The sequence below is a fragment of the Verruconatronum alginivorum genome (genome assembly GCF_056590205.1).
In genome coordinates, this window is record NZ_JBWPVQ010000001.1 from 1549566 (window position 1) to 1562979 (window position 13414).

Consider the following 13414-nt stretch of genomic DNA (forward strand, 5'->3'; position numbering starts at 1 on the left):
TTATGGTGGAAACGCAAAACGATACCTTGTTGAAAGTGGAGGATCTGACCCTGCACTACCGGACCGGTCGCGGACCGGTGCGGGCGGTCGACGGCGTCAGTTTCGAGATCCGCCGCAACGAAGCCACCGTGGTGCTCGGCGAATCCGGTTGCGGCAAAACCTCGCTGACCAAGGCGCTGCTGCGGATGTTGCCCCGCAACGTCGAGCGATTCTCCGGCCGGGTGCTCCTCGACGGGGAAGACGTGATGGCGATGAGCGAAGAGCGATTCCGGAGGGAAGTCCGCTGGACGAAAATCTCGATGGTGATGCAGGCGGCGATGAACGCGCTCAACCCGGTGGTGCGGGTCGGCCAGCAGGTGGCGGAGCCATTGCAAGTCCATCGCGGCTGGTCGAAAGGAAAATCCCTCGACCGGGCGGCGGAGGTTTTCGAGATGGTTGGACTCTCCACCGATTTTCTCCAACGTTACCCATTCGAACTTTCCGGCGGAATGCGGCAGCGGGCCGTCCTGGCGATGGCGTTGGTGACCGAGCCGCGGCTGGTGATCCTCGACGAACCAACCTCGGCGCTCGATGTGCTGACCCAGGCGAACATCATGAACGTGCTGAAGCGGATCAAGCGAGATCTCGGGACCAGCTTCCTGTTGATCACCCATGACGTCGGCACCTCCAGCGAACTCGCCGACCGCGTGGCGTTGATGTATGCCGGGCAAATCGCGGAATGGAGCACCGCCCGGGATTTCTTCCTCAACCCCTCCCATCCCTACGCCCGCTTGTTGATGGCGAGCGTGCCGCGCCTCCGGGAAATCCGGCAACCCGATTTCATTCCCGGGCAGCCCCCGAATCTGTTGAACCCGCCGGCCGGTTGCCGCTTCGCCGACCGCTGTCCGCACCGGTTTGACAAATGTATCCAAAATCCTCCGTTGATTCCTGTTCCGGAGGAGCGGAATGTCCGCTGTTGGTTGTACGAAGAAGGCGGAAAGGAGGCGAAATGAAAACCGAAACCGCCGGTATCGATCCGACCCTGCCCGTCGAAGCGAAGGAGACGGTGCTCTCCGTCCGGAGGCTCCGCACCTGGTTCGAACTCCGACGCTGGGGAGTGATGCACGTAGGCAACGTTCGGGCCGTCGATGACGTCACTTTCGAACTCGCCCGCGGCGAAGCGGTGGCGTTTGTCGGCGAAAGCGGATGCGGCAAAAGTTCCTTGGCCAAAACGTTGCTCGGGATCAACCGTCCAACCGGGGGAGAGGTCGTTTTCGAAGGACGCAATGTCGCCGAACTCGACCGGGCCGGATTGAAATGGTACCGCCAGATGGTCGGCTACGTGCAGCAAGATCCGTATGGCGCACTGCCGCCGTTCATGGATGTGCGGCGGATTCTCAGCGAGCCGTTGATCGTCAACGGGGTGAAGAGTCGCAAGGAACGGGAAGAGCGGGTGCGGGCCGCGCTGGAGGAGGTTCGGCTTTCTCCGCCCGACGATTTCTTGAGCAAGTTTCCCCACATGTTGAGCGGCGGGCAGCAGCAGCGGGTGGTGATCGCCCGGGCGCTGATTTTGAAACCGAGCATGATCATCGCGGACGAACCGGTCTCGATGCTCGATGCCTCGGTGCGGGTGGAGATTCTCAACCTGTTGCGCAATATTCAGAAGTCGCGCAACCTCACACTCGCGTTCATTACCCACGACCTTTCGACCGTCCGGTATTTCGCGGAACGGATCTTCGTGATGTATGCCGGGAAGATCGTCGAGAAAGCGCAAGTCGACGAGTTGTTGGAGGCCCCGCAACATCCCTACACCCAGGCGCTGATCGGCGCGATCTCCGATCCCGATCCGGAGAACGCCCGTCACATCAGCGACATTCCGTCGGGCGAACCGCCGAGTTTGATTCATCCCCCTCCGGCCTGCCGGTTCCATCCCCGTTGTCCGAAATTCATGAAAGGGCTGTGCGACGTCGAGGAACCGCCGGAATTCCATCCGCGTCCGGGTCACCTCTCGGCTTGCTGGCTGCAAAAACCGGACGAAAAGTAGGACGTTAACCACGAATAAACACTAATTCACACGAATAATGAACTCCCGAAAGTCATGGGACTGCTGTTGCTCGGTTTCGTTCTGATGCTCGGGGGCGTGGCCGCGCTATTTGGGATGATGACCGGAGCGATTCCGAGCGGACTCTTTCTTTCTCTCGCGGCGTTCGTGGCGACGGTTGCCGGAATCGCCTGCGGCCTTGCGGGAATTCTGCGGCGGTTTCAACCCCCGCCCGGATGATTGACCTCGGTTGCCGAGTCGACCAAGCTCTTTTTCCTCTATGACACTTTACTGTTCATGCGGATTGCGGGCGATCAGGTTTTCGCGCGAAGCGCTTTGGAGTGCGGTGCGTCCCCGCACCGCTTTCGAATGGTCGGCGATGGCCGCACGCCCGACAGTCATTCGACGGCCGGAACTCTTCCGCGCACACGAAAGCTCCGCGGGGACGCGGAGCACTCCAAAGAGGCTCCGCCTCGAAGACCAGTTTCATTCCACCTATGACTCCGTTGCTCGACGTCCGTAACCTGCAGATCGATTTTCATGGACGCGACGCCGTGAGCCCGGCGGTGCGGGGGATATCGTTTTCGGTCGCCAAAGGAGAAACCGTCGCGGTGGTCGGGGAGAGTGGGAGCGGAAAGAGTGTCACCGCTCTCTCGATGACCCGGTTGTTGCCCGCCCCGCCGGTCTGCCGAATCGGCGGGGAAATCTTCTTCGAAGGACGTGATCTGTTGAAGCTTTCGTCGCCGGCCTTGCGCAAGGTCCGGGGAAAAGAAATCGCCTACGTGTTTCAGGAACCGTCGACCTCGCTGAATCCGGTTTTTACCGTGGGAAACCAGATCGCCGAGGTAATCCGGCTTCACCGTCCGGAAGTGAAGAACGTCCGCGAGGAAATCATCCGGGTGCTCGACCTGGTGAAGATCCGCGACGCGGCGAAGCGGTATAAAGATTACCCCCATCAACTCAGCGGCGGCATGCAGCAACGGGTGATGATTGCGATGGCCCTGGCCTGTCAGCCGAAGTTATTGATTGCCGATGAACCGACCACAGCCCTCGATGTGACGATCCAGGCCCGCATCATGGAACTCCTCGCCGAGTTGAAGGAGCGGTTCGACATGTCGATTCTGTTGATCACCCACAATTTCGGCATCGTGAACGGCTTCGCCGGAAAAGTGGTGGTGATGTTCCGCGGCCGCATCGTCGAATCCGGCGACACCCAGGAAGTCCTCCGCAATCCCCAACACCCCTACACCCGCGCCCTGATCGCCTGCATCCCCCGCTTGGGCAAGAAGCAAACCCGCCTCACGACCATCGACCACGAAGCTTTGCGGACGGAAGGAAATAACCACGGAAGAAATTAAACACGGAAGACACGGAATACACGGAAAGGAAGAACTATGGGTTTGGTTTATGAAGATGAGACGTATTCTCTACTGGGAGCCTGTTTCGAGGTTTATAAAGAAAAGGGGTGCGGCTTTCTTGAAGCGGTCTATCAGGAATGCATGGAACTGGAACTGACCTTGCAAGGGATTCCTTTCGTTGCTCAGCCGGGCTTGCAGTTTTCTTATAAAGGACAGCCCCTTAAGCAGACCTATAGCCCCGATCTGCTGTGCTTCGGTCGGGTCGTGGTCGAGTTGAAAGCACTCAAGACACTGGCGGACGAGCATCGGTCCCAAGTTTATAATTACCTTCGCGCCACCGGCCTGCGTGTCGGGCTACGGGTAAACTTCGGACATTATCCGAAAGTCGAATACGAAAGAATCGTTCTTTAATCTCTTTTTTCCGTGTATTCCGAGTTTTCCGTGGTCTCCTTCTTCTTCTATGTCTGAGTCTTTGAAACAACCGCAGTCTCTCCTCGAAGTGAAAGACCTGCACGTGCATTTTCCGGTGTACGGAGGTGTCTTTCGGCGGGTGGTCGACCATGTGCGGGCGGTCGATGGGGTGTCGTTCTCGGTGCCCCGGGGAAAGACGGTCGGATTGGTGGGCGAAAGCGGGAGCGGCAAAACCACCATCGGGCGCTCCATCGTTCGGCTAAATTCGATCACTTCCGGATCCATTATCTACGAGGGCCGGGAGATCGGCGGGCTCGACCGGGCCGGATTCTTCCCCTACCGGAAACGTATCCAAATGATCTTTCAGGATCCGTTCCATTCCCTCAATCCCAGAATGACCGTCGAGTCGATCATCGGCGAAGCTCTGGCGATTCACTTTCCCGATATGAACCGGGCCGCCCGGCGCGAACGGGCCGCCGGACTGTTGCGGCAGGTCGGTCTCCTGGAGGACCATCTCGAGCGCTACCCGCACGAGTTCTCCGGGGGGCAGCGTCAACGGATCGGGATCGCCCGGGCGCTAGCGGTCGAGCCGGAATTCATTGTCTGCGACGAGGCGGTGAGTGCCCTCGACGTATCGGTCCAGGCCGCCATCGTGAACCTTCTCCAGGACTTGCAGGAACAGCTCAATTTGACGTATCTTTTCATCGCCCATGATTTGGCGGTGGTCGAACACATCAGTGACTACGTCCTGGTAATGACCGAAGGAAAAATCGTGGAGCAGGCGACCGCGGATGAAATTTACGAGAACCCAAAACATGAATACACCCGGAAATTACTGGAGGCAGTGCCTCGGTTCTGAAACACCCCCCACCATGCTCGCGCTTGAGAAAGTTCCCCTCTTGAGAGGGGGGGACCGCTCGCGAGAGCGGTGGGGTGTGTCGTCCCGTCTCCCTCGACGAAGTATTTCATGAAGGATCGAATTTTCGCCCCCAATCTGGCCGCGTTGTATCGCGGCGCCGCCGAACGCTGGGACCGCTTGCCGGCGTTCGCGACGCGCCGTCGGGCGTTGGAGTGGGAGCCGGTCTCGTTTCGTGAATTGTATGAACGCGGGTTGGCCTTGGCGACGGCGTTGATCGATTTGGGGCTCGAGGCGCGGGGGCATGTCGGCCTGTTTGGCGACAATCGTCAGGAATGGATTCTCGCCGACTACGGTATCCAACTTTCTGGGGCGGCGAATGTTCCCCGGGGAAGAGACGTCACCGACGCGGAATTGATTTATATCGTCAATCACGCCGGCATCCGAATCGCGTTCGTCGAAACGGCGACGCTGCAAAAAAAGATTCTCCGGTTGCGATCGGAGATGCCGGAGTTGCGTGAGATCGTGTTGCTCGATCCCACCGCCGAAGCCGCACCGGGAGTGAGGCGGCTGGAGGCATTGCTCGAACGTGGCCGTCAACTCCGGGCGGAAGGCGACCGTCGGGCGGAGGAGCGGATCGAGGGGGTGCGCCCGGATGACCTGTTTACTTTGATCTACACTTCCGGAACCACCGGGCATCCGAAGGGCGTGATGCTGACCCATGCCAACGCGATGCATCAAGTCCGGACGGTGCCGGTCCCGATCGGTTGCACCGACCGGGTCTTATCGATCCTGCCGGTCTGGCACATCTTCGAGAGGGTTTTCGAGACGCTCGCGATCAGTTGCGGCGGATGCACGTACTATTCGAGCATTCGCACGTTGGCCGAAGATTTGAAGAACGTGGAGCCCACCTTCATGGGGTCGGCTCCACGGTTGTGGGAAAACCTGCACGACCGGATTTTGCGCAACGTCCGAAGTTCCCATCCGGTGCGCCGGGGGCTCTTCCACATCGCCTATTTTCTCGCCAGCCAATATCAGGAGTCGCTCTTCTTTCTGCGGGGCCGTCGGTTGAAATTGCGGCCGATCCACGGGTGGCTCACCGTTCTTGAAACCATCGCCCATGCCGCGCGATGGTTGGTGTTGCTGGCTCCCTATGGATTCTTCAACGCCGCCGTTCTGGAGCGAATCCGACTGGCCGCGGGCGGATCGCTCAAGGCAACCGTTTCGGGGGGAGGCGCCTTGCCGATCGATATTGATCGGTTCTTCAACTACATCGGCATCCCCGTTTTGGAAGGATACGGGTTGACCGAGACCGCACCGGTCCTGGCGGTGCGGACGGATAAAAAACTGGTGGTCGGGACGGTCGGCCCGTTGGTGGACGAGACTGAAGTCCGTATCGTCGATATCGATACAGGGCGCGTTCTTTATCCCGATCCCGAACACCCGGAAGGTGGACGGGGTTGCCGGGGCGAGATCTGCGTGCGGGGTCCGCAAGTGATGAAAGGTTATTACCGCGACCCGGAGACGACGGAGCGGGCGATGCGGGACGGATGGTTTCACACCGGCGATCTCGGGATGATCACCTTCAACGATTGCCTGAAGATCCTCGGGCGCTGCAAGGAAACGATCGTCTTATCGAGCGGGGAAAATCTGGAGCCGGGACCGATCGAGATGCGGTTGCGGCAAAGTCCGTTGATCGACCAATGCATGGTCGTCGGCCAGGACCGAAAGTTTATTGGAGCACTGGTGGTGCCGAGCCTGGAAGGCTTCCGGGAAAAGGGAATCGAGGCCGCCAACCTAGGAGACCTCGCGGAAAACGGAGAGGCGGAGCGAATGATCCGGGAGGAGATCCGGAGGACGATTTCGACGGCGAACGGATTCAAGCCGTTCGAGTTGATCCACGAATTCCGGTTGATGGGAGATGCGTTCACGGTCGGGACGGAGTTGACCAATCTTTTTAAATTGAAGCGTCACGTGGTCGAAGAAAAGCACGCGGATTTAATCGACGGAATGTTCGAGCACACGGATCGCAAAGGAAAGGGGCGTCATGGAGATTGAGCGTCAACTGCTGCACGCCGTCGACCAGCTGTTGTTGGCGGTGATGATCTTCATCATCATGTTCGGCATGGGGGCGAGTCTGACGCCGGGGGATTTCCGCACGGCGCTGCGGCGCCCCCGGGCGATTTTGATCGGGTTTCTCTCGCAATTCGGCGTGATGCCGTTGGCGGCGCTCGGGTTGGCGTTGCTCCTCCGGTTTCCGCCGGAGTTGGCGCTCGCCCTGATTTTGATCGGCTGTTTGCCGGGAGGAACCACCTCCAACATGTTCACCTACTTCTCGCGGGGATCGGTGGCGCTCAGTATTTCGATGACCACCGCTTCGACCCTGTTGGCGCTGGTGATGCTCCCGTTCCTGCTGGGGGTTTACGGAGCCGATTTCGCCCGGCAGATCGACGAGGCGATGCGGGCGGAAGGCGCGGAAACCGGGTTCGTCATACCGCATTTGAATATCATTGTTTCGCTTTTGTTGGTCCTGGTTCCGGTGCTGTTGGGGATGGTGTTGCGGTGGCGGTCGCCGGGATGGGCCAAGGCGGCGGAGGACACCGCCGGTTTTACGGCGATCATTGTGATCCTTTATTTGATCGGATCGGTGCTGGTCCGGCATGGCGATTTGTTCTGGCGCACCTCCTGGACCTATTATTTCGCCGCGATCTGCCTGGGGCTCCTCGGATTTTTCTTCGGACTGCTGTTGGCCCGGGCCTTTGGTTTGGCCCCGCGTTTCCAGCGGGCTATCTCGTTGGAGACCGGAATCCAAAACGGCCCGATCGCCTTTGGCATCATTTTGTTGAGTTTCGAGGAGCCGCTGCGTAGCCAAATGCTCTGGCTCTGCATCTTGTATTCGACCTTCATTGTCATGACCTCCTCCGGGATCACGCTCTATTTCCGGCGAGTCGGGAAGTTCGATTGGGAGGTGTATCGCAACACGGTGATTCACAACCGCCTCTTCGGGAAAGACTACGTGACCCATTACCCGAAAGGCTTCCTGCCCAAACGAATCGCCGCCGATCCCAGCCAGGAATCCTCTCCTGCCCAGAAGCGGTAACGAGGTGTCGCGAAGCCGATCGGGGCGAGGGCTGTTGGTGAATCGACATCCGGGGATTGTTCGGTCAATGATTGACCGTTTTTTCTTCGCTAAACGGATTTTACCCCTTGTGTTTATGCGGGTATCGGCTTGAAACCCGCCTGCGAAGCTGGCCCCCGGACTCACATTAATTCAAATGTAGCCACAAATATGAATATTTGATATTGACAGGGAAAGGAACTGGTTCTTCATCTCGAAATCCAGCGCCGGGGCAAACAGGTTTACGGCGTCATCCGCTCCTCATTCCGGCAGGAAGGCAAGGTCCGCCACACTGACCACGGACGGCTCACCGGCTTGCCTCTCGACCAACTCAAGCTCATCCAAGCCGCCTTTCGGGGCGATGTCGTTCCCAAAGACGATGCTCTGGAGAGGGGGCGGACCCGAAGGGTGGGGTGTGTTCAAGCACGGGAGGAGGGTGAAATCGCCCAGGACCCCACCCACTGGATCTTCCAATCGGACAACCCCGCCTAGAGCGATTCTCACAAATTTCCTGAAAAAAAGCTTGTACTTTTGAGATTGAGTCTCAATTGTTTATGTATCGGGAGATCACTTACAGTTCCAAATTTTGAGAACGCCAGCTTGGACGAGTTGGAGGTTGCGATGGTTAGTACCCCGAGCAGGCAAGCGGCCCTTCGCATTCGCGGCCTCTGGGCCTTGGGCAGGGGAATGAGCCGGGACGCGGTGGCGTTGTTCTGCAACGTGCATGAACATACTTTGATTGAGTGGATAAACCGCTTTAACGAGGAGGGGATCGACGGATTGATCGATCGGGAACGGCGGGGAGCGCCGCGCAAGATCAGCCGCGAACAAATGCAAAGGGAGGTCATTCCTCTGCTTAATAAACCGGCCCAGGCTGGCCAGGAACACTGGACCGCGATCAAGCTTCATGGCTACCTCACGAGGGAACTGGCGTTGGAGCTCTCTTACCCAACGCTTACGCGTTACCTCCATGAGCATGGGTTCGTGACCCGAATTCCGCGCCCCATGCCTGAACCATCTGATCGCCAACAATGGGATCTTCAACGACAGGACTTTGCTCAAAAGCTCACGCAATGGCTCAAGGATGACTCAGTGGAGCTGTGGTTCGCCGACGAATGCGGCATCGAAGGCGATCCGCGCCCCCGCAAGCGCTGGGTGGAAAAGGGTTCCAAGCCAACGATCCCTTATGCGGGCACCCATCTGCGAAGAAACATTATCGGCGCGGTCTGCCCCCAAAGCGGATGCCTGAGTGCATTGATTTGTTCTCACTGCAACACCGAAATCTTCCAGATCTTCCTCGATAACCTCGCAACCGAAGCGCCCCCGCAGCCGGGCAGGCGCCAGCTGCTCATTCTCGACAACGCCAGTTGGCACAAAGCAAAAGCGCTCAATTGGCACCACTTCGAACCGGTTTACCTCCCGCCATACTCCCCCGACTTCAATCCCATCGAGCGCTTCTGGCTCCGACTCAAGTCAGACTATTTTACCGATTTCTTTGCCAAGAAACCCACCCAGCTCGAGGACAGAATCGTTCAGGCACTTCAGGCTTTCTTTGCCAAACCCGAAAAGGTCGTATCCAACTGTGCAATTTCAGGAAACTTTTGAGAAACGCTCTAAACCCAGTCCGCTTCCCCAAAAACGAAATCGCCCACCCGATCCTCGGAACGATGGTGGAGAGGCTCTTCCAGCCTGGTCGATGAAGACGTGGCATCATCGCTACAAGGCGAGCCAAAACCCGTAGCGAATCTTCCCCGAAGATTCGACCTTCCTCCATCGATTCGTGTTTATTCGTGTCCATTAGTGGTTCAATCTCTTCGCCATGGCTGCCGGAAAGCGCTGGACGCTCGAGGAGTTACTGGTCCTTCCAATCCTTTAGTCCAACTGCCATTTAGGCTGAACCTGCTTACCAAGGGGTGCGGCTTCCAGCCCGCGCTACAGGTCAAAAGATGATGTTTCCAGCATATCATAAAAGATTGATGCAATCGGAAAACTTTACCTAAATGTGGGTTCGCGAAGGAGGCGGCGCCGAGCGAACGCTACTAACTCCCTCCCTAGTAAGCATGATGAGCAACCTGTTGAACAAAGCTGACCTCTCCGAACGCGATATTTGCACGAAGTTCATTACCCTGGCTATCGAAGGCGCGGGTTGGGATGTGATGGCACAGATTCGCGAGGAAGTCAGCTTCACGAAAGGTCGCATCATTGTTCGTGGCAGACTGGTCACCCGGGGCAAGGCCAAGCGCGCCGATTACATCCTCTACTACAAGCCGAACCTGCCGATAGCCTTGATCGAGGCCAAGATAAACAGCGAGCCCGTCGGTGCCGGCATGCAACAGGCTCTTGAATACGCCCAGACCCTCGACATCCCCTTCGTTTTTTCGTCCAATGGCGACGGCTTCGTCTTTCACGACCGCACCGGACAGGCAAGCCCGGTCGAGACGAACCTCGCCCTTGATGCCTTTCCATCTCCCGTCGACCTCTGGAACCGCTACTGCGCCTGGAAGGGCCTTGCGGCCGAAGAGGAGCAGATCGTCCTTCAGGATTACTTCGACGACGGCAGCGGGAAGGAGCCGCGTTACTACCAGCGCGTTGCTATCAACAAGGCGATCGAAGCCATTGCGAAAGGACAGGATCGCATCCTGCTCGTTATGGCCACTGGCACGGGCAAGACCTATACCGCCTTCCAGATAATCTGGCGTCTTTGGAAGGCCGGGCGCAAGAAACGCATTCTTTTTCTCGCCGACCGAAACGTCCTCGTCGACCAGACCATGGTCAATGACTTCCGCCCCTTCGGTCAGGCGATGGCCAAGCTCAGCACCGGCTCCAAGACTATCGAGCGGGACGACGGGCGGGAGGTGAACCTGCCCACTGCGGTTGATAAGAAAACCCGCCGCATCGACACCTCCTACGAGATTTACCTTAGTCTCTACCAAGCCATCACCGGCCCCGAGGAGCGTCAGAAACTGTTCCGCGAGCTCTCTCCCGATTTCTTCGACCTGATCGTGATCGACGAGTGTCACCGAGGCAGTGCCGCCGAGGATTCCGCTTGGCGCGAGATCCTCGAGTATTTCTCCGGCGCCACCCAGATCGGTCTTACTGCCACGCCCAAGGAAACCAAATACGTTTCGAACATCGATTACTTCGGCGCTCCAATTCACAGCTATTCGCTGAAACAAGGCATTCGCGACGGCTTCCTCGCTCCCTACAAGGTCGTCAAGGTTCACATCGATAAGGATGTGGAGGGCTACCGTCCCGAGCCGGGAAAACTTGATCGCGAAGGCAAGGAGGTCGATGACCGGATCTACAATCAGAAAGATTTTGACCGCAACATCGTCCTCGACGACCGCACCAAACTTGTTGCGAAGAAAATTTCCGACTTCCTCAAGGAGAGCGGCGACCGTTTCCAGAAAACCATCGTCTTCTGTATCGACACGGAGCACGCCGCCCGCATGCGGCAGGCCTTTATTAACGAAAATGCCGACCTCGTCCAGGAGAACAGCCGCTACGTCATGCGGATCACCGGCGACGATTCCGACGGCTGCGCCCAGATAGGCAACTTCATCGACCCGGAAGCAAAATACCCGGTCATTGTCACCACCTCCCGCCTTCTCTCGACCGGCGTCGATGCCCAGACCTGCCGCCTCATTGTTCTCGATCGCGAAGTCGGCTCCATGACCGAGTTCAAGCAGATCGTGGGGCGCGGAACCCGCGTCCACGAGGACACGAAGAAATACTACTTCACCCTGGTTGATTTCCGAAAAGCCACCAACCATTTCGCCGATCCCGAATTCGATGGCGAACCGGTGCAGATCTACGAGCCAGGCGAGGATGATCCAGTTACCCCTCCCGAAAACGAGGAGGACGGCGGGCTGGTGGAAGAGGATCCCGATACCTATGGGGACCCGACTAAAGAAGAGGTCCTGATCGATCCCAAGCCGCCGGATGTCAGCATTCCTCCCGGCGACGCGCCACGCAATAAAGTTTACGTTGATGGCGTGCCGGTCACCGTCGTCGCCGAGCGCGTCGAGTATCTCGACGAAAACGGCAAGCTCGTCACCGAAAGTTTGCGCGACTTTACCCGCAAGGCGCTCCGCAAACGGTTCACCAGCCTGGACGATTTCCTCAATTGCTGGAACAGCGCGGAGCGCAAACAGGCGATCATCGAGCAACTTGAAGAGGAAGGGCTCCTTCTCGATCCGCTCGCCGAGGAGGTCGGCAAGGAACTCGATCCGTTCGACCTGATCTGCCACGTCGCCTTCGATCAGCCTCCGCTCACCCGCAAGGACCGCGCCGAAAACGTTCGCAAGAACGACGTCTTCACTAAATACGGCGAGCAGGCCCGCGCCGTCCTTGAAGCGCTCCTGGCCAAGTATCAGGACGAAGGCGTCACGGCCCTCGACGATCCCAAGCTCCTCCGAGTCGCTCCCTTCAACCAGCTCGGCACCCCTGTGCAGATCGTCAAACAATTCGGCGGCCGTCCAGGCTATGAAAAGGCCGTCCATAAACTCCAATCCGCGCTGTATGACGATGTCGCGTGAAGGCAAAGTAGCCCACGCTTCCAGCGTGGAAAACGTACCGCACGCTTCCAGCGTGCCCCCGGAAACAAAGAACACGCAAGATGCGTGTGATACATTCTTCGATCCCCGCGCGCCAATCGACCATTCCCGGCGTTACCTTCCACACTGGTATCAGGATGGCGCCGCGTATTTCGTAACTTTCCACCTGGCCGACTCCATTCCGCAAGAGAAGCTCAAGCAATGGACGGAGGAGCGGGAGCTGTGGCTTCGGCGGAACCCCGAACCGCTCTCTCCAGAGCAACAGCGGCAATACGCGGAACGTTTCCCGGACCGCCTTAACGACTGGCTCGACGCCGGTATGGGCAGTTGTCTCCTCCGCAATCCGGAAAATGGTCAACTCGTCGCCGATGCGATGCGGTTTTTCGACGGCCAGCGCTATCACCTCGACGATTGGGTGGTCATGCCGAATCACGTCCACGCGATCTTCCAAGCAATTCCGCCCTATGACCCCAAAAAGATCCTGCATTCCTGGAAGTCCTATACCGCCAACGAGATCAACAAGCTGGAGGACCGCTCGGGCCCCCTTTGGCAGAAGGAATCCTACGACCACCTCATCCGCTCACCCGCCCAGCTTCATCACTATCGGCGCTACATCGCCGAAAACCCGGCCAAAGCCGGAATCAACGTATCGCACGCTTCCAGCGTGCATCTCCATGCTGAAAACACGCAAGATGCGTGTGCTACTTTGCGCAAATTACCCCACGCTACCAGCGTGCCGCCAGCGGCTCCACCGGACACGGGGAGGTCATCATGAAGCCGAAGAGATCGACCATTGACGTTCAGGGAACAAGCGTCGCAGTCCTGTCGGAGAAGAGCGACGACTACATCTGCCTGACCGATATCGCACGATTCAAAAATCCCGAGGGTACCGACGACCTCGTCCGCAACTGGATTCGCAATCGCAACACCGTCGAATTCCTCGGGATCTGGGAGCGCCTCAACAATGATTTTAATCCCGTCGAATTCGACGGGATTAAAATGCAGGCAGGTCTGAACAGCTTCACGCTAACTCCAAAACAATGGATCGAAAAAACCGGCGCGATCGGGATCGTCTCGATCGGGAACACGCAGGAT

General features: G+C 58.1%; 12 protein-coding genes and 1 pseudogene. 12 read left to right on the forward strand and 1 reads right to left on the reverse strand.

The features are described from left to right. Positions 1–2 precede the first annotated feature (2 nt). From ACWUI2_RS05545 to ACWUI2_RS05580, 8 genes are all read left to right on the forward strand, one after another. Positions 3–992 carry an ABC transporter ATP-binding protein gene (locus tag ACWUI2_RS05545; protein ID WP_486981869.1) on the forward strand — a complete coding sequence of 330 codons (990 nt, stop codon included), beginning with the start codon at positions 3–5 and terminating at the stop codon, positions 990–992. Next, the gene (locus ACWUI2_RS05550) at positions 989–2023 is read left to right on the forward strand and encodes an ABC transporter ATP-binding protein (protein ID WP_486981870.1); all 1035 of its coding nucleotides are present in this window, start codon (positions 989–991) and stop codon (positions 2021–2023) included. The genes ACWUI2_RS05545 and ACWUI2_RS05550 overlap by 4 nt, the downstream gene beginning before the upstream one ends. A gap of 54 nt (positions 2024–2077) precedes the next feature. After that, positions 2078–2260, forward strand: a complete 183-nt coding sequence (locus tag ACWUI2_RS05555) for a hypothetical protein (protein ID WP_486981871.1) — start codon at positions 2078–2080, stop codon at positions 2258–2260. A 257-nt stretch (positions 2261–2517) separates the two neighbouring features. Then, complete coding sequence (locus tag ACWUI2_RS05560) at positions 2518–3378, forward strand: oligopeptide/dipeptide ABC transporter ATP-binding protein (protein ID WP_486981872.1); 861 nt, start codon at positions 2518–2520, stop codon at positions 3376–3378. Positions 3379–3414: 36 nt separating this feature from the next. Next, the gene (locus ACWUI2_RS05565; RefSeq protein ID WP_486981873.1) at positions 3415–3789 is read left to right on the forward strand and encodes a GxxExxY protein; all 375 of its coding nucleotides are present in this window, start codon (positions 3415–3417) and stop codon (positions 3787–3789) included. A gap of 49 nt (positions 3790–3838) precedes the next feature. Beyond that, on the forward strand, positions 3839–4648 hold the full coding sequence (locus ACWUI2_RS05570) for an ABC transporter ATP-binding protein (RefSeq protein WP_486981874.1): 810 nt from the start codon (positions 3839–3841) through the stop codon (positions 4646–4648). A gap of 108 nt (positions 4649–4756) precedes the next feature. After that, complete coding sequence (locus tag ACWUI2_RS05575; RefSeq protein ID WP_486981875.1) at positions 4757–6703, forward strand: AMP-dependent synthetase/ligase; 1947 nt, start codon at positions 4757–4759, stop codon at positions 6701–6703. Next, positions 6693–7745: a bile acid:sodium symporter family protein gene (locus ACWUI2_RS05580; RefSeq protein ID WP_486981876.1), complete on the forward strand. Its 1053-nt coding sequence runs from the start codon at positions 6693–6695 to the stop codon at positions 7743–7745. Before ACWUI2_RS05575 ends, ACWUI2_RS05580 begins: the two co-directional genes overlap by 11 nt. A gap of 279 nt (positions 7746–8024) precedes the next feature. Here the strand turns inward: ACWUI2_RS05580 and ACWUI2_RS05585 are convergent, their stop codons facing one another. After that, a complete protein-coding gene (locus tag ACWUI2_RS05585) occupies positions 8025–8267 on the reverse strand; it encodes a hypothetical protein (RefSeq protein ID WP_486981877.1) in 243 nt (80 codons plus the stop codon). A gap of 117 nt (positions 8268–8384) precedes the next feature. On the opposite strand from ACWUI2_RS05585, the gene ACWUI2_RS05590 reads away from it, so the two are divergent. The 4 genes and pseudogenes from ACWUI2_RS05590 to ACWUI2_RS05605 form a co-directional block, all read left to right on the forward strand. After that, on the forward strand, positions 8385–9368 hold the full coding sequence (locus tag ACWUI2_RS05590) for an IS630 family transposase (protein ID WP_486985042.1): 984 nt from the start codon (positions 8385–8387) through the stop codon (positions 9366–9368). A 470-nt stretch (positions 9369–9838) separates the two neighbouring features. Then, complete coding sequence (gene hsdR / locus ACWUI2_RS05595; RefSeq protein ID WP_486985043.1) at positions 9839–12301, forward strand: EcoAI/FtnUII family type I restriction enzme subunit R; 2463 nt, start codon at positions 9839–9841, stop codon at positions 12299–12301. Continuing rightward, positions 12291–13094: a transposase gene (locus tag ACWUI2_RS05600; RefSeq protein WP_486981878.1), complete on the forward strand. Its 804-nt coding sequence runs from the start codon at positions 12291–12293 to the stop codon at positions 13092–13094. The genes hsdR and ACWUI2_RS05600 overlap by 11 nt, the downstream gene beginning before the upstream one ends. Next, positions 13091–13396, forward strand: a pseudogene (locus ACWUI2_RS05605) (KilA-N domain-containing protein); the annotation flags it as partial. The gene ACWUI2_RS05600 and the pseudogene ACWUI2_RS05605, both read left to right, overlap by 4 nt. Positions 13397–13414: the final 18 nt, after the last annotated feature.